Source organism: Microcoleus vaginatus FACHB-2002, assembly GCF_040004035.1.
Lineage (GTDB): Bacteria > Cyanobacteriota > Cyanobacteriia > Cyanobacteriales > Microcoleaceae > Microcoleus > Microcoleus vaginatus_C.
Genome location: NZ_JAMPLN010000001.1, coordinates 194,936 through 215,084, shown reverse-complemented (window position 1 = coordinate 215,084; position 20,149 = coordinate 194,936). Strand labels below are relative to the sequence as shown.

At 46.6% G+C, this 20,149-nt stretch carries 14 protein-coding genes and 1 tRNA gene; 3 read left to right on the top strand and 12 right to left on the bottom strand.

Translation table 11 applies throughout. The features are described from left to right. Nucleotides 1–59: 59 nt before the first annotated feature. Both NDI35_RS00835 and NDI35_RS00830 read right to left on the bottom strand, forming a co-directional pair. A complete protein-coding gene (locus NDI35_RS00835) occupies nucleotides 60–1,853 on the bottom strand; it encodes an N-acetylmuramoyl-L-alanine amidase family protein (protein WP_445311074.1) in 1,794 nt (597 codons plus the stop codon). Between the two features lie 169 nt (nucleotides 1,854–2,022). Beyond that, nucleotides 2,023–3,708 (bottom strand): potassium channel family protein, encoded by a 1,686-nt coding sequence (locus NDI35_RS00830; RefSeq protein ID WP_445311073.1) that lies wholly within the window; start codon nucleotides 3,706–3,708, stop codon nucleotides 2,023–2,025. Nucleotides 3,709–4,034: 326 nt separating this feature from the next. Between NDI35_RS00830 and NDI35_RS00825 the strand changes: the two genes are divergently transcribed. Then, complete coding sequence (locus NDI35_RS00825) at nucleotides 4,035–4,694, top strand: COP23 domain-containing protein (protein ID WP_445311072.1); 660 nt, start codon at nucleotides 4,035–4,037, stop codon at nucleotides 4,692–4,694. Between the two features lie 161 nt (nucleotides 4,695–4,855). On the opposite strand, the gene bchH is transcribed toward NDI35_RS00825, so the two are convergent. After that, nucleotides 4,856–8,683, bottom strand: coding sequence for a magnesium chelatase subunit H (gene bchH, locus NDI35_RS00820; protein WP_445311071.1), 3,828 nt, complete (start codon nucleotides 8,681–8,683; stop codon nucleotides 4,856–4,858). Between the two features lie 219 nt (nucleotides 8,684–8,902). Here bchH and cobJ point away from each other — a divergent pair, with 219 nt between their 5' ends. Next, nucleotides 8,903–10,657: a precorrin-3B C(17)-methyltransferase gene (gene cobJ, locus NDI35_RS00815; RefSeq protein ID WP_445311070.1), complete on the top strand. Its 1,755-nt coding sequence runs from the start codon at nucleotides 8,903–8,905 to the stop codon at nucleotides 10,655–10,657. Between the two features lie 512 nt (nucleotides 10,658–11,169). Beyond that, the gene (locus NDI35_RS00810) at nucleotides 11,170–11,955 is read left to right on the top strand and encodes a DUF8692 domain-containing protein (RefSeq protein ID WP_445311069.1); all 786 of its coding nucleotides are present in this window, start codon (nucleotides 11,170–11,172) and stop codon (nucleotides 11,953–11,955) included. A gap of 184 nt (nucleotides 11,956–12,139) precedes the next feature. On the opposite strand, the gene NDI35_RS00805 is transcribed toward NDI35_RS00810, so the two are convergent. The 9 genes from NDI35_RS00805 to NDI35_RS00765 all read right to left on the bottom strand — a co-directional run bounded on the left by NDI35_RS00805 (nucleotide 12,140) and on the right by NDI35_RS00765 (nucleotide 20,137). Beyond that, nucleotides 12,140–12,901: a nucleotidyltransferase domain-containing protein gene (locus NDI35_RS00805; RefSeq protein ID WP_445311068.1), complete on the bottom strand. Its 762-nt coding sequence runs from the start codon at nucleotides 12,899–12,901 to the stop codon at nucleotides 12,140–12,142. Between the two features lie 45 nt (nucleotides 12,902–12,946). Continuing rightward, nucleotides 12,947–13,897 (bottom strand): nucleotidyltransferase domain-containing protein, encoded by a 951-nt coding sequence (locus NDI35_RS00800; RefSeq protein ID WP_445311067.1) that lies wholly within the window; start codon nucleotides 13,895–13,897, stop codon nucleotides 12,947–12,949. 105 nt (nucleotides 13,898–14,002) lie between these two features. Further along, a complete protein-coding gene (locus NDI35_RS00795; RefSeq protein WP_445311066.1) occupies nucleotides 14,003–14,407 on the bottom strand; it encodes a putative toxin-antitoxin system toxin component, PIN family in 405 nt (134 codons plus the stop codon). Next, nucleotides 14,404–14,769, bottom strand: coding sequence for a ribbon-helix-helix domain-containing protein (locus NDI35_RS00790; RefSeq protein WP_445311065.1), 366 nt, complete (start codon nucleotides 14,767–14,769; stop codon nucleotides 14,404–14,406). Before NDI35_RS00790 ends, NDI35_RS00795 begins: the two co-directional genes overlap by 4 nt. Nucleotides 14,770–14,959: 190 nt before the next feature. Further along, nucleotides 14,960–15,031: transfer RNA gene (locus NDI35_RS00785), tRNA-Val, on the bottom strand. Between the two features lie 125 nt (nucleotides 15,032–15,156). Continuing rightward, the gene (locus tag NDI35_RS00780; RefSeq protein WP_445311064.1) at nucleotides 15,157–15,369 is read right to left on the bottom strand and encodes a DUF2839 domain-containing protein; all 213 of its coding nucleotides are present in this window, start codon (nucleotides 15,367–15,369) and stop codon (nucleotides 15,157–15,159) included. Nucleotides 15,370–15,434: 65 nt separating this feature from the next. Next, nucleotides 15,435–16,943: a helicase C-terminal domain-containing protein gene (locus NDI35_RS00775; protein WP_445311063.1), complete on the bottom strand. Its 1,509-nt coding sequence runs from the start codon at nucleotides 16,941–16,943 to the stop codon at nucleotides 15,435–15,437. Between the two features lie 22 nt (nucleotides 16,944–16,965). Continuing rightward, nucleotides 16,966–18,495, bottom strand: coding sequence for a pentapeptide repeat-containing protein (locus NDI35_RS00770; RefSeq protein ID WP_445311062.1), 1,530 nt, complete (start codon nucleotides 18,493–18,495; stop codon nucleotides 16,966–16,968). Between the two features lie 79 nt (nucleotides 18,496–18,574). Next, the gene (locus NDI35_RS00765; protein WP_445311061.1) at nucleotides 18,575–20,137 is read right to left on the bottom strand and encodes a pentapeptide repeat-containing protein; all 1,563 of its coding nucleotides are present in this window, start codon (nucleotides 20,135–20,137) and stop codon (nucleotides 18,575–18,577) included. Nucleotides 20,138–20,149: the final 12 nt, after the last annotated feature.

Here is a 20,149-nt window from a genome sequence, read left to right as displayed (position 1 = left end):
CGAACTGAAGTCCTGACTATGATTTTTGGGAGAAGGACTTCAGTCCTTACTACTAACTATTATTTGACCGAGGCAAACCATTCGGTAACACCTTGGGCGATCGCCTCAGCTAATTTTTTCTGTTCTATCGGGTTCACAATCCATTCAAACTCTTCGGGATTGATCATAAATCCCAATTCCATTAAAACAGATGGAGCAACGGCAGGACGAGTCATGGCTAAGTTGTTCCAGAATACACCATAGCTCGTACGGTTCAACTTGGCAACTAAATAATTGTGCAAAAACATTGCCAAACTGTGCGCTTGCGGGTGAAACCAGAAAGCGCCGACGCCTTTAGTATTAATGGCGTCGCCGTTATCTGGCAAAGCATTGTAGTGAATTGAAATTGCGATCGCAGGTTCTTCTTTTTGAATCATTTCCACCCGTGGCGGCAAATCCAAATCGACATCTTCTACCCGCGTCATTACCACATTCGCGCCCCGATTTACCAATTCCTGTTGCACCAATTTCGACACTGTTAAAGCTACTGTTTTTTCCCTAATTCCCACTGGACTCACCGCACCTCCATCCTCCGGCCCGCCGTGTCCCGGATCGATAAGAATCTTAATTCCCGACAGCGGCTTTGCTTGCGAATTGGGCACCGCGCTTGTATTGGCAGGCGGGTTTTTTAAAGACAGCACTAAAGTTGTGCCCTCGTATCTCAATTTATAGCCCCACTGCTGGGCAGATTTGAGATTAAAAGTATATTGTACTTGCAGTGGCGATATTTGTTGCCATTCCAAACGTGAAATTACTGGGTCATCCGAGAGGCGGATAATGTCAGTTTGAGCGGTGGTATTGTACAGGGTTAAAGTGAAAGTGCGTTCTCCTTCCTGCACGGTGACTGGGACGGCTGTTTCTAAGGGAAATAACACCTCTGTCCAGCCGGAAACTTGACGCGAACTGGCGCTACGAATAATCGATCGCGGAGGCACTGTATCCTGAACAATTCGCACTTCCGATGCTTTAATCCAAGCACCGTAATCGAGTCTGAGCCATTCTCCCTCGCGCCCGATAATTGTTGCTCGCGTTCCCTTCGGCAGCGGTGTCATCCGAGAAAAATCTGTACTCGCTCCGGTTCTGGCGACACCAGGATCGGCTGTTACTTCGGCTATTTCTAAGTCAGCCGGAGAGAGAATAGAAATCTTGCCCGTACCTTGTTGGCTGATAGTTCGATCGTTCATTGTTAGCTCAAACGATGGCACGCCTAAATCAACTGTTTCTCCCTTAGATGAGAGGGCGTTATCAGGGGTTTTACCGCAGCCTTGATACTGTTCGCTGCCGCCTTTTTTTATCGGGGAGTTTTCACCTAAAAGTACAGATTTGTTGTCGGGTAGTTCGACTTGCGATCGCGCTTTTAAAGGAATAGTAACTCCCGCCAATTTTACCGAAACTTGAGCATTCGCAGGTGCGATCGCCCCAAAGCAAATATATTCCCCAGGCAAACTCGCGACATCGACTTTCGGCGTCAGGGAATCTTTAGCAAAAGCCAATCCTACAGGGGCTTCCGGCTGATTAGACTCGCGCGTCACCTTAATTTTGACTTCCTGATTTTCGTGGCGCAAGGTAAAGACATTTTCGCCGAGTTGCAGCGGAAAAGTCGGGGCGAAATGACCGGCTGCGGTGCGCGAAATTTGGTTGCCATTTACCAAAACCTCACCCGTTGCCGGCGCTGTGCCGATAAAAAAGATGCGATCGGCTGTAGTTTTGTGGTTACTGGGAGGATAAGCGACGAACAAAGGTTGAGCGGCGACAGCTACAGAGGCGATCGCCAGGATCATCCCAAACACAACTAATCCTAAAAATTTTCTCATTCTCAATCGCAACTAATTGACACTCTGTGGGTTATTTATACTAGAACTTGCCCTAAGAAACCGGATTTCTGAGGATTAGCCGTAAGTCTTATTTACTAGACACGGCTCATTCTATCAGGTTTGTAGTTGCAATTGAGCGATCGGCAATATAAATTCCCGCCTAAAACCATTAAGTTTTAATTAATTCCGAGGTAGTTCTCCAGAGTTGCTCCAACCGATTCGCCGGCATCGTCAAATACAAAACATCCCCCGCACTCAGACAACAATTCAGCAAATCCCAGCCGTGGAGAGTTTGACACTTAGTTTCCACATAAAGAGGCACAAAATCAGCCGACTTAGCAGCATCTTGAATGCGCTGGCCGCAGAAAGGATGGTTTGGCGTAATCAATGTGGCCAAGCAAACCCACAGACTGTCAGCAGTCATTCCGTTTCCCAAAATTCGGCCTCCAATCGCCGCCGCCGCGAAAGCTGGAGCAGCCAATTCCGTCGGGTTCAAAACTCCTTCAAACTCAAAAACTTGCTGCACCATCAAAGCAAAATGTGGGTCTTGATTGCGGACAATAACTGATAGTTTTGGTGCCAATCCTTTAGCGCTCAAGGCAATTTCGACATTAGACATATCGCTGCTAGTTACCGCCAAAAGTGCTGCCGCTTGCTTAACATTAGCAGCTTCCAGAGTTGCGGGCAAACTGGCACTTCCCTGAATGACCGGAATTTTCATTGAGCGAGCCGTGCTCAGAAATCGACTGTTCGGATCTTGCTCGATCGCCACAATATCGTAACCGTTAGTGTGCAGTTCTTTAGCAATTTGGATACCCATTCCTCCGAGTCCGCAGATAATGTAATGATTGCGCTGCGGAACTCGCGCCACATCCCAATATTCGGTAAAGCGAGTTCCCAATACATAATCGTTGAGCAGTGCGTAGCAGATGCCGATGATGCCGGCTCCAACTAACATCATGACAACGGTAAATAGTTTAATGCTTTCAGGAGCTTGTTCGGCGACTTTTTCATAGCCTCCGGCTCCGGTAATCATCCCTACTGAAAAATAAAGAGAATCGACAATTGAGATATGATTGTCAACACAAATATAGGTAGCAGTAGCAACGGCAATCATTGACAGCAGCGTCAATACAACAATTACTGCTGCTTGGCTGTGCTGCTGAAATCTGTGCAGCCTAGTTAATGTTTTGAGCAGTTTTGGAATTAAAGTTGTTTGGGGGCTCTGGAGAGTGGGCTCAGTGGCAACAATTAGCCGATCGCCCTGCTGACACTGGCGATCGGCAAGCACCGCCGATACTAAATCAGTTTTGTTAACAGCCGGCAGATAATAAATCAACATTCGCGATCGATCATCCCACAAATCGCTCAGTTTTCGATTTTTCCAAGGATGTGTTTCATCGATATATTCTTCGTGAATCGGCCAAGTGCGATCGAACAAACGCAACTGTCCGATTGCCTGATTTCCGAGAGCGGCAAAGGCAAAAACTGGAGCAGCCAATGATGAAACGCTCATGGAAGCGTGATCGGGCAAAGTGTGGTCAATCCTGTCGCCCAAGCTAGTATTAAACAATCTGTTGATGATGCGAATCTGAGGATTGAGAATCCTCGCTTGCATCAAAATTGCCAAATTTACAGCATCATCGTCTCCTGCAATTACTAAAGTGTGAGCGTTTTGAATGCCCGCTGCCAACAAGGTAGAAGCTGCTTGCAAATTGCCGACAACCACATCAGAAGTTTCGCCGCGAATTGGGCGATCGCTAATACCAACCACAATCGCTCCTTGCTGTCTCAACAAACAAAAAATCTTGTGTCCCGTGTGGCCCAACCCGCAAACAATGATTCGAGGTTTCATAAAAAGTTATTTGCCAGCCTATTTCGGAGCTGTCCTTCTAGTTTTACTTACCATTGTTGACTGCTCTGGCTTTGAAGAATGTAGCTAAAAAGACTATATAGGACACTTGTGCCGCAGTGGCCTCGAAGTTTCGGAACAAGGAAAGGACAGTGCCGTGTCTCTACAGCCGCCTTCCCAAGTTTTGAAACAAGGACACAGCAGTGCCCAGTACCTACAGATATGAGGTGCAACTAACCTAATTTAATATTTGAAAAATATCCGGGTGCGACAGCCAACCAGCAGAATGTGAATAGGCAGGGACAGGACACTGCCTTGTCCCTTCAACTATGACTTCCTACATAAATTTAGCTGCCTTAGCGGCAGGAGTTATTATGAAATTGACTGCACCCTTATTAGCATCCGCTTTAGTTTTCGCCGGTACTGTCGCCTTTGCAAGCCAAGTGCAAGCAGCTCCAGCTAGCAACTCTTGGAATAGCACTAGAACAACATTTCAGTGCGTTACTTCCGGTCGGAATTTTGTCACAATTGCGCGGCGGGGAAATGTCACAACAGATCCAATGATTCTGTGGAAATCTACCGAGTTCGGCCGCGAATATACACCTTGGCAGCGCTGCCAAATTGTTTCAAATAGATTGACCAAAGCTGTTGCCCAGAATGGCGGAAGATTGAGCAACTTGCAGTTAACAACAGGAATTGTTAATAACTTGCCCGTAGTTTGTTACGTGAACGGGCGGGGACGCTGCAACTCTCGAAATCTGCTGTTCACCCTAGACAAGCGCAATGCTAAAAATCCCGGTGATGCTTTAACGAAATTGATTAATTTTGCCCAAGACGGCAGCGGGCCCGTGGCAGTGTTCAGAACCGGAGCTCCATCGGCTGCACCGCAGTTTGTTCCCTTTGGAGATATGGTCGATCGAGCTTTTAATTCTCCCAATAAGAAACCGTCAGTTCCTGTAGCAAAACCGCAGGGCGATCGAGGTATTTAATCTCCAATTCTACTCATTATCTACTCGTTACCAGGCTCTGCCTGGTAACGCAGATCCGGAGGCTCTGCCTCCAATTTTCCTGGAAGCTGGCGAGGCAGAGCCTCTGGATATCGGTTCCCAGGCAGAGCCTAGGAACCAGTTAAATATTTAGACTAAAAACACTACACTGTCACCCCTTCAAGTTTCTCATCTGTCAACTCGTACAACTCGCGCAACTGCTGCAACTTATCCGCATCCGGCAGCCAATAACCCCGCCCGTTAGCCTCCAACATTCGCCCTACAATATTGCGAAAAGCTTCAGGATTAGCCTCCCGCAACTTCTTCGCCATCTCTTCATCCAAAGCATAAGTATCAGCAGCCTGATCGTAAACCCAACTATCAGTAAAATCAGCCGTTCCGCCCCAACCAATTAACGCCGTCATCCGCTGCGAAATTTCATAAGCGCCGCCCGAACCTTGATTGGCCATCGCGTTTGCCCACTTAGGATTTAGCAACTTAGTTCGATATTCCAAACGCAGCAAATCTTCTAAATTGCGCGGAGTTGTATCCTGAGAAAAACTTTCTACAAAACTCGTGTTAACCTTTTTGCCACGCTGCTTTTCTGCGGCTTTCTTCAAACCGCCAGTATTCGCATAATACTCTTGAATATCAGTCAAACCGTATTCAACAGAATCAATTTCTTGAATTATGCGATCGCACCCTTGCAACAACTGAGTCAAAACCTCCGGCCTCGCTTCCCCCTTATCCTTCCTCCCGTAACTAAAAACATTGCGACTTTCCCAAGTTTTCCCCAACTCATCCCCCGATTCCCAACTACCATCAACAACCCTATCGTTAACCAAAGAACCAAAATCCCCAGCCGGATTAGAAAACAACCTTGCCGAATAATTCTGCACACCTTTTGCCTGCAAAATTAAAGCGTGTTTGCGAATAAAATTCTCCGATTCCGGTTCATCAGCATCCGCCGCCCGCACGAATAAATCATCCAACAATTCAATAATATTCACAAAGCTATCTCGGAAAATACCCGAAAGATTTCCCAACACATCAATCCGGGGATGACCGACATCAGCTAACGGTTTTAATTCATAGCGAACAATGCGGCCAGTACCTTCTTTAAGAGGTTCAGCGCCCACCAATTCTAGCAGAATTCCAATAGATTCGCCCCGCGTTTTAATCGCATCCAAACCCCACAACATCACCGCCACAGTCTCAGGGTAATTCCCATGTTCCTCAAAGTGCTTTTCAATAATTTTTCGGGCAATTTCGCGCCCCCTTTCATAAGCAGCCGGAGAAGGCATCCGATAAGGATCTAAAGCGTGAATATTCCTGCCAGTTGGCAACACCCCAGCCCCATCCCGCAACAAATCCCCACCCGGTGCCGGCAGAATATATTCCCCATTCAAACCCCGCAAAAGATTAGTCAACTCATCCGTCGTTTGCAACAACAAATCCCGCACCAACAAACCCTCCTCAAAAATCCCATCAAACCCCTCTTTTTCTTCCTCTCTGCGCCCTCTGCGCCTCTGCGGTTCATTTTCTTCCAAAACCAGTTTTTGCACCTGTTGCTGTGATAACCTCTCCCCAAAATAAGCCTCAAGATAAGAGGTCATTTCCTCAGAACTAGGCGGTTCCCCGAGAACGTGCAAACCCGAAGAAAACAAGCGACATTCCACCACCTGCAAATACTCGTAAAGCTTCACCAGATAGCGGTTAAAAGCATCAGCACTGAACATTCCCACAGTTTCAAAACTAAAAGCCATACCCAACTTGCGAGCCTCATCAAACGGACAATCAGCCTCCAAACCGCTATCTAAAATTTGCTTGCAAATAGCCTCTTTCAGCACATAATTCTTGGCCGGATCTTCCCGATATTCCGCAATCAAATCCCGCAAAGCCATCAATTCCTTGTACAAGCCAGCGCGGCCGTAGGGTGGCACGTTGTGAGAAATCAAAACACCGTAACCGCGCCGTTTTGCCAACATCGATTCCGAGGGATTATTGGCAGCATAGATATAAAGATTCGGCAAACTTCCCAACAAAATATCCGACCAAGAATAGCCAGTATTTCCCAGAGGAGAACCGGGCAACCATTCAACAGTACCGTGCATTCCGAAGTGAACCACAGCATCAGCTTGCAAATCATTTTGCAGCCACTTGTAAAAAGCAGCATATTGAGGGTGAGGCGTCAAATCGCGATCGAACATTAAGCGCATCGGATCGCCCGAAATTCCCAGCGGCGGCTGCAAACCTATCCAAACATTCCCCAGTTGAATGCCACCGATTTGGAACTCATCGCCGTCTGTCTTAATGCCCGTACCAGTTAAAGATTTCCACTGTTTTTCAATACGACTTGTTGACAAATACCCCAGCCACTTCTCCAGAGTTTTAACATTAACAGTATTGCCAAACCCTCCCCTCCCATCTGCGTTCATCTGCGTTAATCCGCCCCCATCTGCGGTTGCAGCATCATCCGCCTCTTTCACCCTACGAATTAACTCCTCACCGTCAGCCGGAATTTCTCCAACTGTATAACCTGCTGCTTGAAGTTTGTGCAGGAAATTTAGCAGGGATTTCGGTACATTTAATAAAGCAGCCGTACCCGCCGCACCATAACCGGGAGGAAACCCGTAGAGAATAATCGCAATTTTCCTTTCAGATGGCGGAGTTTGGCGTAGTTTCACCCAATTGTTAATTCTACTTGTCAGGCGTTTGGCGCGATCGGGCACCAGATAAATATCCTCACCCACCAAACCGCCAAGGGGAACAGGATCGATCGCGCCATCCAACTCAGGCAAAGCATATAATACCACACTTTGCAAACCCCCAATCCCCTGACGAGTCCAAGAATGGATATCCTGAATCAGCAGAGGTGCGGACACAAAATAAGGTACATTTTTAGCAGTTAAAATGCGCTTAGCAACTTCCACCTGCCTTCCACCCTCCATCGAACCAGCAGGCCCGCCAACCAAAGGAAAGCCAATAGTAGAAACAATCGCATCAACTTCCACAGCATCTTTAGAAAGCGAAAGAGTTTCAATATTGCCTTGTTTTCGCCGCGCAGTTTCATCTGCAGTCGTCATCCAATCCCGCACCGCCACATGGCCTTCAACGCCATTGATAAAAATCGGCAAAGGCACAATTCCCGCATCTTCAAAATAGCGAATCAATTGAGGAATATAAGGCTGCTTGGTGATAACGTGCTTGCGGTAAAGCAAGATGCCCACAACCGGGGATTTTACTTGATATGAATTTAGGAAGCCATTGGTTCCAAATTTTGTGGAACGGGCATCTTGCCCGCCCCTAGCACTTTGATTACCGAGATACCAATCCAAATATTGCCGAGGCGATTCAAAATAACCATTATAATCGGGATGCAATAAACCCATATTGGGAGTTTCCACAGGCGGCGGAATTTCTGCAACCTTCAGCCCCAAATACTTTTCTGCAATAATCCAAAACATCGAGACAACATTATCCGCACCGCCCGCATTCCAGTAACCATAAATAATCAGCCAGTTACGCAAATCTTGCACTTTTTGCACCGGCACATATTTTAATAATTTCGGCCCCACCTTCAAAAAGCTGATGTAACCAGCCAGCTTATCTTCTTCTCGCCCATTGCTGAACTTATCCAGAATAAACTTAACCGGCTTCGGCATTCCCTTCGGTTTGTCACCAATTTTAAAAGCGCCAATTTGAGTAAGACTCATCAATTCCAAAGCCGACTCAAAAACCAGGCGAATCGGAATATTTTGTACCCTTTCTCGCAGCCACATTACCGCATCGTAATCAAACAGCAAACTCCCGAAAAACACATCAGCATTAGAGAGGGCGGCTGCTACAGCGTCGGGTTCGTCTGCGAGGGCGCGATCGCTAAAAACTTGTACTTCCAATCCCTGACAGCCTGAAACAGCCAACTCGGCAGCTTTGCGGTACAAATCAGCATTAAAAGATTCAAACCCTGCAATTAAGACAATGCGTTTCACAGCCCTACCTCGAAATATTTGCTTCTTTTAATGATAGACTAATTGCAGAAAATCACAGGCAAGATGCCTGTGCAACTAATAAAACAGAAAAACTACTTGCTTCACTTCTTACTTTTCCTTCGCGCCCTTCGCGCCTTCGCGGTTCGTCAAATATTTATTCTAGAAGTAACAAAAGATTAAAATAATCAAACCACTCCAAACACACACATAATTAAAACCGTGAATCGACTTCCTCCCGCCATAGTTATTTTAGGTCAAAACAGCCAGCCGATCGCCAAAAAAATCTCCGCACATTTCTCCGGTTCCCAGATTTACGGTTTAATCGATCGCACGAACGACACAGACATCAACTTTAGCAACTTCGGCGAAACATTGCGGGAATTGTTTGCAACAGAAACCCCAATTATCGCTATCTGCGCCGCCGGAATAATCATCCGTACCCTCGCCCCGCTGCTGTCAGACAAACGCGCCGAACCGCCAGTTTTAGCCGTCGCAGAAGACGGAAGCGCCGTCGTACCGCTGCTGGGCGGTTTGCACGGCGTTAATGATTTGGCCAGAGAGATTGCAGCAGCCCTGGGCGTACAACCTGCAATTACCACCACCGGAGATATTCGGTTTCGCACCGCCTTGCTGAGTCCTCCCCAAGGCTATTATTTAGCGAATCCAGAGGACGCGAAGACTTTTATTTCAAATTTGCTCGCCGGGGCAAAAGTACGCCTAGAAGGGGCTGCAAGCTGGCTTTCCGAGAGCAATTTGCCGATCGCCCCCGACGCCAAATTGACGATCTGCGTCACCGAAAAAGCAATTGCGCCAACGCCCGATTGTTTAGTGTACCATCCGCAAATTGCAGCAGTTGCACTGACAAAACTATCGAATATTGAGCCGGAAATAGCGGTTTCATTTGTCCAGGAAGTCTTGGAAAAAGCAGGTTTAGCAGCAGCTTCCGTGGCTGGATTTTTTGCATTAAAAGATGAGATGGGAAATCCAGCACTTGAAGCAGTTTCACAATATTTTAAAGTTTGCGTCCGCTTTTTCAATCTCTCCGAACTTGTCGAATTAGACTCAATTGAATTCAGCGAAAATAAGGCCGCACAAATTGCCCTGACAGCAGCCGGTGCCAACAGTCACTTAATCGAGTCCGATCGCCCAAACGCACTCAATTGCGCGATCGCCCTGGCCGCCCAACCCTTTGATGCTAGGGCGATCGGAGTTAGCCGCGGCAAACTGGCGATCGTCGGCACCGGCCCCGGAGGCGCGCCCTGGATGTCCCCGGAGGTTAAGGAAATTCTGCGCGAGGCCACGGATTGGGTGGGTTACAAGTTCTATCTCGACTTAGCCGGAACCCTGCGCGAAGGACAAAAGCGGCACGATTCCGACAACCGCGAAGAGATCGATCGCGCCCGTTTCGCCCTAGATTTAGCAGCATCCGGCAAATCTGTCGCCGTCGTTTCGTCGGGAGATCCGGGTATTTTTGCGATGGCGGCGGCGGTGTTTGAGGCGATCGACCTTGATGCCAAACCCGAATGGCAAGGCATCGATATTCGGGTGGCACCGGGCATTTCAGCCATGCAGGCGGCCGCTGCTGCGATCGGAGCACCCCTGGGACACGATTTTTGCGTGATTTCGCTTTCGGATATTCTCAAGCCTTGGGAGGTCATTGAACAGCGAATTGCGGCTGCTGCGATCGCAGATTTCGCGATCGCATTTTACAATCCGATCTCGAAACAGCGGATTTGGCAACTCGCAAGGGCGATCGAGATTTTGTTGCAAAGTCGCGATGCTAAAACCCCCGTCATATTGGGGCGAAACCTCGGCCGGCCCGGTCAATCTGTGCGGGTTTGCACCCTCGGCGAATTCCAGCCGGAAGATGCAGACATGAGAACTTTAGTGATTGTCGGTTCGAGTCAAACTCGGATTATTCCCCGCAAATATGGAGATGTTTGGGTTTACACGCCGCGCAGGTACGACAAATAAGTAAAGCAGCAAAAAATTCGGAAATAAGCCATTGACTGAAAGCTAATTGACTTTGACAAGGAGATGTTTTGATCGGGCTGGGGCGTCTAGGTTAACAAATGGTGGCAACTCACTCCAGCGCCCTCTTCTTTCATCTCATGGTTGTCATTCTCGATTAATGAGTAATCGCCTTTGATTACACAAATCCTCGGTAATGAGGAATCTCGGCTTCCTGAAGCCGAGTTTTCTCCCAGACATCGAGCGAATTTAGAACTAGACTCAACCATAGCAAGGGTTTAAGCTTCATTTTGGGAGAAATATAATTTACTTCTCAGGCAATACTATTTTTATATATCAGAATAAAATTAAGGGCGATCGAGGTGTGATCAATTCCTTAATCCTACAATAATCCTACAGTTACAGAAAGATAGCCTTCACCCGCAGGCGTCTTCTCTGTCTGTGGGTAGACCGAATTAGTTTTTTCTTTTGATAAGATTCCCTTAAACAAAGGTTAAGAGAATAGTTAAAAGAACATGAAATTCCAAATTCCTTTAGCTCCTGGGGCTGTAACCCAATTTTTGCTGCGAGTGGTGACCTGTCTAGCTGTACTCTCTTTCTTAAGTCAGATGAGTCTGTACTACTTGCCGGAATACCCGTTGAGAGAGTACATTGCAAGGATATTTAACGTTGATGCCGAGCGGAACCTTCCAACCTTATACTCATTTTTGGCATTGGTGTTTAGTTCTCTCTTGCTGGGTGTGATCGCCTATGCGAAAAATTTGGATAGCGATCGCTATAAGAATCACTGGAAAATTTTATCCTTCATATTTCTATATCTATCTTTAGACGAAGCTGGTCAATTGCACGAAAAGTTTATAAACCCGACGCGAAGCCTGCTAAATGCGTCAGGATTTCTTTACTTTACTTGGATTGTGCCGTTCGGTATTATGGTAGCACTCTTTCTATTATCCTATAGTAAGTTTGTGTTCCACCTTCCTGTCGCCACAAGAAAATTGTTTGTAGCAGCATGCGCTCTTTATGTTGGAGGAGCAATCGGGATGGAAATGATCGGGGCCTACCTATTTACTACAATCGGAATGGAGAATGTATATTACCTGATAGTAGTGACCCTGGAAGAGTCATTAGAAATGGTGGGCATCGTTGTATTTCTCCACGGATTGATTTCATATATCAAGACATATTTAGGTGGGGTAAGTTGGAATATTTACATACCAGGAAAAAACACACAATTTACCGAGCATCAAAATAGCGGCATACCTGCCCTTAGCGGACCAGCCAACACAAATTTATCAAGGTGAATCACTTAAAACCGGGTTTAATGGACGAAGAAAATACTGGATTCTGGCTTTTGATCGGGAGAAAAAACCCGGTTTCTTTGGTACTGATGCGTCCTAGACTGGAGGTTCTGCGATCTTCGGCGCACAAAACGACTAATATATAGGCTGCTTGCTGGACTAAAAGACTAATTAGAGGTGCAACAGCTTAGTTCACAGATGACATCCTCACCTTTACCAGAAAATCGTTAAGAGCAACCTTTGCATTAGGATTTGACGGCAAATGACTTGTACTGCTTGCATCTACCAATATATTAACCAGTCGAACGCGCTCTTGTCGATAAAACTCGATCTCAGCATCTTCCAGCACCGATTTTTCCTCCCCGCCGAGCTTTCTGGCAATCAAATCGGGAATGTACGACAACTGAAATTTTTCATTTAGTTTTACCAAATTCGCCTCAACTTCCCCCGTTTGCATCAAATGAATCCCAGTCAGCAACACCCGGTAAACATACAGCAGCGGTTTCACCCGGCGCGGCTGTTCTTTCTCAAACAATTTCCACTGATTGTGAGCAAAACCGAGATAGTGGTGGCTGTGATGCTTGGTGATGCAGTTCGAGGCGAGCTCTTTTAATTCCTCGTGTTCCTTTGTACTGTAAACTATCAGCGGCGAATACAGTTGTTCTAGCACGTAGCCGTTGCGCTTCAACAGCATCTCAAAAAATTTCTTGATGTCGTGAGTTACTAAATCGAGTTGCATTTCCTCCCAAACTTCCGAAACTTCGATCGTTTCTTCGGCAGAAATCAGTCCAATTACTTTCGGTAGCGGTAAGATGTGTACTCCCCGCAAGTCGAAGTCAGAATCTGCGGAAGGAAAGCCGTATAAGTGCGAACCGCTGACAGTCGCAAACAGCAGCGGATAACGTTGAACGGAGATAATTTGGGCGAGATTCGAGATGTATTCTGTCATTTATTCCAGTCCATGCAGGCGGGCTTTGTTTCACAAGAAGCGATTTCAAGATCCGATTTCGATCGCACCTCTACGAGATTTAATCAAAAACAGGTTCGCTTTCTCGTAATTAGGACGTTCTGGCAACTTAGTTGCAGCAAAAGCGCGATCGAACTCACCGTGCAAGCTCAACCGCCAGCGATTCACCTCATCCCAGGATATTTCTTGGTTGCGGATAGATAAAAGTTGCGATCGATAATCCTGCACGCGAACGGGTACAAACCCCTCCTTGAGCACCGTAATTCCTGACAGCAACAAGCGAATTAAGTGCATCGCGTGCTTCCAACGAATTTCTCCGGTATTGCGGAGGTCTTGCTCCATTTTTTTAAATTGAGACAAAACGTAGCTATTGTAAGTTTGATAAACCAATTGAGAAAGAAAGATTTCCCTAATTTCCAGCAATTCTTGTGCGACAGGAGAAACCGTTTCTACTAAAGGCGTGTACAAACATTCTAGCACATTTGGATTAGCTTTTAGTGCCAAAACTAGAAACTTTTGCAGTTCCCAATAGCATTCCTGATTTTCCTGGTTTTCCAGTTGTTCTGGAATGCCGTAAAGCGACCAATGAAGTATTGCCGGCGGCAGGTAAATCCCGCGTCTGTCTGTATCGGATTGCTCGTTATCAAGACCATAAGCTCTCGAACCAACAATGCAGCGGTAAATTACAGAATCATAGAGGTTGTATTCTGCAAGAAAATCTCCTCCTGACTGCAATCCTTCGCTCTGAAACTGCTTGCGGATGCTGAGTTCGTGCCGCCGCAGACTAACTTGTGTTCCGTCTGGGAGTTTGACTAAATATGCGTGGGAATTGTCTGTAGGCGATTGAACGATGACGCCTACTAATCCCGGTTTCCAAGATTCGTTAGTTGCAGGATTTTTGACTTCGATTTTGGTGACAATTTGGGTTCCTGCGGGTAGGATTAAGTTGAAATTTTGAGGAATATTGGCATTTGCCATGAGGAAACCTCCTGCGGGGCACGAGCTATGATATTAGTGTAGCATAAATGTAGTATACAAGGGGAGTTTTGGGCGATCGGCTGTTTTTGCCTTGTTGAACAGTGTCTAATTCACGATCGATTCTGCAAAAAGAGAAACAGAAATAATTAACGTATTTCCTAAACTCTGAACTTCCGTAAAATCGCGATCGCCTGTAATTAAAAAATCAGCATTAGCAGAGAGTGCACAAGCAATAAACTTAGCATCTTTTTGATCTCTAGGGAAATCAATTTCTATAGAGACATCAATGAGTGTGGTTGAACCTTGAATCAAATTCAACCATCTTTCTTTCTGAACATCTGTTAACTTTAGTTTTCGTCTACTTAATACCTCCTGATACTCTGCTAAAATTTCTTCGGAAACTACCCATTCATAATCAGGTTGATTGATAACCCAGGTAATAATAATTGCTGGTTTTCTTCCAGCGCTCGCCGCAGATACTAAAATATTAGTATCTATAACAACTCTCATTCTCCACTCCGATAAGCTGCAATTTCTTCGGCAATTTCTTCATCAGTTAAAGGACGATCGGCGTGTAAAGCCTGGGTTTCTTCACATAAGTTGCTAAAATCTTCAGCTAAAGCTTTTCGGTGCGGATCGGGCTGATAACTCTTCTTAAGTTCCCGGCTCATTTTAATTTTTTCTGCGAGTAACTCTTGTGCAGGTTTTCCTGAAAGAATCGTTACTACTTGCCGAGATTGATTAAGATGCTGTTTTTCTGACAAAGCTTTTAAAGCATCAGTAATTACCTGATCGGGGGTTGTATATTTCCCTGTTTCTAACTGTTGTTGCAGAAACTTTTCTTGTTCTGAGTTCAGAATTATTTGGATCATAAAGTTACCTCTCTAAATAATCTCAAGCTCTTTGAGATCTGTAGGGGTGAAGCATTTGGGCGACAATTTATGTTGAAAACCTGTAATTTTATCCCCAAATGCTTCACCCTCCAACCTGGATCGCGCGATCGCACTCCGACAGGATATTTTATTGTTGGCAGATGTCTAATGACTCACCATAGATTTTGAATGGGCAATACAGGATTTGAACCTGTGACCCCTTCCGTGTGAAGGAAGTGCGCTACCACTGTGCTAATTGCCCGCAGATAATTAAGATACCATACCAAGTCAAAATTCGCAACTAAATTTTTCCTAAAAATTCAGCAGCTTGTTTCCGAGTTAAACTCGACACAATGCCAAGAATACAGGCATTTGTCGAGTCTGGCATCAGTTAACCTGCCACCAACCTGCCGACGGGCCGACAAACCGCACTACAATCCACCAAGCCACCAAAAGGCCAATCCCGATCCAGCTTCCGCGACTTGTCCACTTGACAAAATCTTCGCTTTGGGTTTTCGTGATTGGCAGCCAGGGAACGATGCGTTCTTCTTTACCGTATTCGTCGCCGATCGCCTCTTTGCGACGCTTAGATTCACCCATAATCTTTGTCTACTAAATTAGATTTCAACTGGATACCTAACCAAATTATACGCCAACAGGTCATCTCAAGCCTGCGTCAGCCAAGTCGTATCCAAATAATCAATCCTCGCAAAAGGACTCAAAGCCGCTAAAACCTGCTGTCCATAACTGCGGTGAATCACCCTGCTGTCGAAAATCGCCACCACCCCTTGACGTTCTCGCACAGGCGCGATCGCCCGCTGCAACTCATTCAGCGCCGCCGGCAGCAAATACAACCGAAACCAATCCTTGCGCCGTTCCTTATAATAAGCCACACGCGCCGTCACCAAAGGATTCTCCAAAGAAGGTAGCGGCAAAGTTGCGATCGCCAGCAAGTGAGGCGCCCTCAATTCCCCCTGATGTTCCCGCCAAAACTCCCACCCAGTCACCAAAATCGCATTCTCGCCCACATCAGTCTTTTCTACCTGCACCCGAGAACCGAACTCAGAAGCCAAAATCGCCGCCAGCCGAGCCTTCAGCGGTACATCACCAACAATCAGCACAGTTAAACCCGCCACCGACGCGCTCATCAACAGCAAAGTCCGAATTTCTTCAATTAAAACACCCTGAAATTCCGGCGTATTTGGCAGCGGCAGCCAGTTGGGAATGTACAGTTGAATTAATTCACTTTGTCGATCGGGCGAAAACTTAACGCTCGTCAATTCTGGCAGTCCCAGCATTTGCCGGAAGATCGGAGCCTTCGGTTCCACATCCACCGCCCCCCCAATCAACACCACAGGCTGAGAATCCCAAATTTTGCTCAAAACCTCAGCCACCTGAACCGGCGCGCAGTACAGAGAAAATGACCCCGCCTCCCGATGAATTTCCGCCCACCGCAGTTTTCCGTTTGTTTCCCACCGCTGCCAAAAATTGCTCCAAGCAGCCGGAATTAAGGAGTTTGGCTCGATTTTTTCAAACAGCCCCTGCAAAATATTTTGCTCTGCGGTTTCCAGCAAATAGCACTCCTCTGGTTTCGCCGGATGCTGAAAGAAAGCCCGCGTTAGCAGTACCCGCCCTTGGAGGATTGCATCGGCTTCCAAAGGCTGAGATTGCATTAAATCATTCCAGTCAGCAGGTTGCAAACACGCCGTCAATTGCTGGCGCGTCCAAACTTCCAAGTCATCCACACCGTCAATAATTGTCGGAATATTGCCCTGAAGTGGCGAATTCGCCGCCAAGCGAGCCGCCAGCCAAGACTCGGGATCTGCTAGCATCAATCCTCGCCCAGTGGCATTATCCGAATAAGTCTCGATCGGCTTATCAGTTTGCAGCCACTCTTGCAAACGCGGAATTTCCACTGCTCTCAAATGCTCGATCACCCGTGTCGGCGCGACTAAAATCACAGGTTCCGGCCACATCAAAACCGGCATCAAATAGCTGACTCGATACCGCTGTCGGTAAGCTCCAGCGGGAAGCCCTGTTTGGATCAGAGCGCTGCGCCCCAAGCGCAAAGCCCGCGCCACGAGCCGCGCCATCGTTAAATGGTGTGGCCAGTGCGGCTCGGAGTTCGATCGCAGGAAGCGGAGCAATGAGTTGTGGACTTCTACCTCAATCAATCGGTTTTAAAATTGACATTTCTCACTCAACATAATCAAAACTGGCCAGAAAATCAACTACTTTTTGACCGAGAGGCAAACAGAATTTACTCGGCTGATAATTTGCAGATCCCTTCCCAAAATTCCCGTGAGAATTCACCATCAAACTCTCCTGGCCCGAACTAATTAAAATAGTTTGGGTAGGTGAATCAAAAAACTTTGTTGGCTGACTCACCCGTGATATATTAGACACCAAATTTATCAACTCATTTAATTTATTTGTAGCTGTACTCAATGCTTTACGCAACTGCACTATTCGTTTCTCTTCCAAATTTTGACTTTCGATATTTTTCCCGATAACCATAATATTTCTCTGAGTTTGTACAGCATCCTTAAAAGGAAGAATCGCTAAAAAAGCTGCTGGCAATAAATGCTCATCGCTCTCAAACCTAAAAGTTAGAGTTGTGCGGCGGTAGCCGACTTCAATATTAGGAGGAAAATTCATTGCCCGGTAATGCCGAGCTATTTCGCTGTAAACTGTTGCTAAAGTGCTGTTTGCTGAGTAGTCTAAAAGTGCGTCAACCACAATTTGCACTAACCCAGGCGTGTGATTTAAAAATTTTCTCGATTCTGAGGGCGAATTAAAGTGTTGAATCTGAGTGCGATCGCCTGCGGGGCTGAGGTCAACCCACTGACAAGTAATATCATCTGCGATGATGCCACATCGAGGAACCAAATACAGTTTTGCTCCTGTTAAAGTTGCTCCCCTCAAATCAGCGCCCACCCAATCTGCATTAATCAAATTTGTTTCTGTCAAATCAGCGTGAACGAAACTAGCACTTCCTAAATTAGTATTTCTTAAATCTGCTCCGTTAAGGTTAGCTCCGCTCAATTTAGCACAGCTCAGATCCGCGCCGCTGAGGTTAGCTCCCGTCAAATCAGCCCATTTAAGGTTAGCTCCGCTCAAATTGGCACTGCTGAGATTCACCTGTTGCAAAGAAGCTTGTCTCATATCGGCATTGCTCAAATTGACGCCGCTAAGTTCTGCTTTCGTCAAATCTGCGCCGTGTAAGTTAGCTTCTTGAAAGTTAGCTGAAGCAGCCGAAGCACCTCTGAGATTAGCACCGGAAAGATTAGCACCGCACAGGTTAGCTTCCGTCAGTTTTACCTCTCTTAAATCTGCTTCAGTCAGGTTTGCGCTGCTGAAGTTAGTTTTGCTGAGTTCGCAGCGGACTAATTCGCTTCTAATCAGGGATGCTCGGATTAATTGAGCTGCACTTAAATCGGCTCTCACTAAGTTTGCTACGTTGAGAGTAGCCCCGTTTAAGATTGCCCGCGAGAGGTTGGTACTGCTGAGTCTAGCCACATTCAGGTTAGCTTCGCTCAAGTTAGCTTCGCTCAAGTTAGCACCGCTGAGGTTGGTGACAAATAAGCTAGCCCGCCTTAAAATTGATTGGCTGAGGTTGATGCGGCTGAGATTAGCTTCATTCAGGTTGATTCCTGTGAAATCTCTGTCGCCTTCAGTGTATCTTTTGACGATTGCAAATCGTTTGAGCAGTTCTTCAGCTTCCATTTGTTTACCTGAATAAAATGGCGATTGGCTAACTTTTATATGGCATAAATAGAAATAATATCAAATTAATTTATAGTATTTACTCACCGAGCTGATAAAAGCTTTTGACAAACTCAATGACCGTATTTAGTGGCGGGGTGGTAAATCTTTGCGCTTTAATTGCTGGACTGATAGAGGTTTTGTTGACTCCCGGCAAATTTGTCAAGTTTCTGCCAAAATCTGGGTGATAGTGAATCATCAAAGTTTCGGCGCTGGAGTTAGCCAGTACAGTTTGGGTAGGTGATTGGAAAAAACTTGACATCGGTTCGCGATCGAGGCGAATCGGCTGAATTTTCATTTCCCCTATTTTTCTCATTGTTTTGGTCAGGGCTACGTTTAATTGCACTACCATATTTGAGACTCTGACGCCCAGGTTATTACCACTTTGGGGTTGAATCATCTTGATCAAAGTAATCAAATTTTTCTGAGTAAATGCTGCATCACTAAAGGGAACAATCGCAACGAAAGCTGTGGGAAATAGTTGCTCGTCCTGCTCTATTTTAAATGATATGATTGTGCGTCTGGAATTAACTTCGATACTGGGAGGATGATTCAAAGCAGGGTATTGACGGGCAATTTGGCGGTAGGTAGCTGCAAGGACAAAGTTAGCATCGGGGTCGAGGGGTCGATCGACAATAATTTGAACTGTCGGCGGTGTAGCATTGAAAAACCTTTGAGATTCTTCAGGGGTAAAGCGCTGAATGTGGCTGCGATCGCCGTTAGGACTGAGGTCAACCCAATCGCAGGTAATGTCATCTGCCTTCACATCAAACCTAGAAACCGCGTAAATTTTTGCCCCCGTCAGGGCCGCCCCCGTCAAATCTGCGCCCACCCAATCAGCGTGAATTAAATTCGCTTGAGTCAAATCCGCGTGTACCAGAGTAGCGTTCAACAGATTGACATTGCTCAAATTTGCCCCGTACAAGTTGGCCCCGCTCAATCTCGCTTCATCGAGGTCAGCGCCGGTCAGGTTCGCCCCGCTGAGGTCAGCCCACCGAAGATTAGCGCCTCGCAAGTCAGCGCCGCTGAGGTTTGCCTGAGACAGATTAGCTTGTCTGAGTTCGGCATTGCAGAGGTTGACTCCTCGCAAGTCTGCCCTGCTGAGGTCGGCTCTGTGCAAGTTGGCCCGTTCCAAGTTGGCCGCTGTTAGAAAAGCGCCTCTCAGGTGAGCCCCGCTGAGATCGGCTTGCTCTAGATTGGCTTCTCTGAGGGTTGCTTCTCTCAAATCTGCTTCGCTGAGATTTGCACCGGTCAAGTTGGCACTGCTGAGGTTGGCTCGAATCAGTTCGGATCTGATCATTGTAGCTTCGACGAGTTTGGCTTCGCTGAGATCGGCTCGAATCAAGTTAGCCACGTTGAGGATAGCGCCGCTGAGGTTGGCTTGGTGGAGATTAGCACCGCTGAGTCTGGCAACATTGAGTTTGGCTTTTCTCATGTTGGCGTTTGACAAATTGGTGCCACTCATGTTGGTGAGGCTCAAGATTGCCTCACTGAAATTAGCCCCGCTGAGATCGATCCTGCTGAGATTTGCCTCGCAAAGGAGGATGGCAGTAAAATCTCTTTCTCCTGCTGCATATTTGGTGATGAGTTCTTCGGCATCCATGCTTTTCAATTT

Excerpts from the sequence above, each read along its gene's own strand:
- NDI35_RS00795 (WP_445311066.1), bottom strand. The coding sequence starts at position 14,407 with ATGAGAGTTGTTATAGATACTAATATTTTAGTATCTGCGGCGAGCGCT.
- NDI35_RS00830 (WP_445311073.1), bottom strand. The coding sequence starts at position 3,708 with ATGAAACCTCGAATCATTGTTTGCGGGTTGGGCCACACGGGACACAAG.
- NDI35_RS00825 (WP_445311072.1), top strand. The coding sequence starts at position 4,035 with ATGACTTCCTACATAAATTTAGCTGCCTTAGCGGCAGGAGTTATTATG.
- NDI35_RS00780 (WP_445311064.1), bottom strand. The coding sequence starts at position 15,369 with ATGGGTGAATCTAAGCGTCGCAAAGAGGCGATCGGCGACGAATACGGT.
- NDI35_RS00835 (WP_445311074.1), bottom strand. The coding sequence starts at position 1,853 with ATGAGAAAATTTTTAGGATTAGTTGTGTTTGGGATGATCCTGGCGATC.
- NDI35_RS00765 (WP_445311061.1), bottom strand. The coding sequence starts at position 20,137 with ATGGATGCCGAAGAACTCATCACCAAATATGCAGCAGGAGAAAGAGAT.
- NDI35_RS00790 (WP_445311065.1), bottom strand. The coding sequence starts at position 14,769 with ATGATCCAAATAATTCTGAACTCAGAACAAGAAAAGTTTCTGCAACAA.
- NDI35_RS00770 (WP_445311062.1), bottom strand. The coding sequence starts at position 18,495 with ATGGAAGCTGAAGAACTGCTCAAACGATTTGCAATCGTCAAAAGATAC.
- NDI35_RS00805 (WP_445311068.1), bottom strand. The coding sequence starts at position 12,901 with ATGACAGAATACATCTCGAATCTCGCCCAAATTATCTCCGTTCAACGT.
- NDI35_RS00810 (WP_445311069.1), top strand. The coding sequence starts at position 11,170 with ATGAAATTCCAAATTCCTTTAGCTCCTGGGGCTGTAACCCAATTTTTG.
- NDI35_RS00800 (WP_445311067.1), bottom strand. The coding sequence starts at position 13,897 with ATGGCAAATGCCAATATTCCTCAAAATTTCAACTTAATCCTACCCGCA.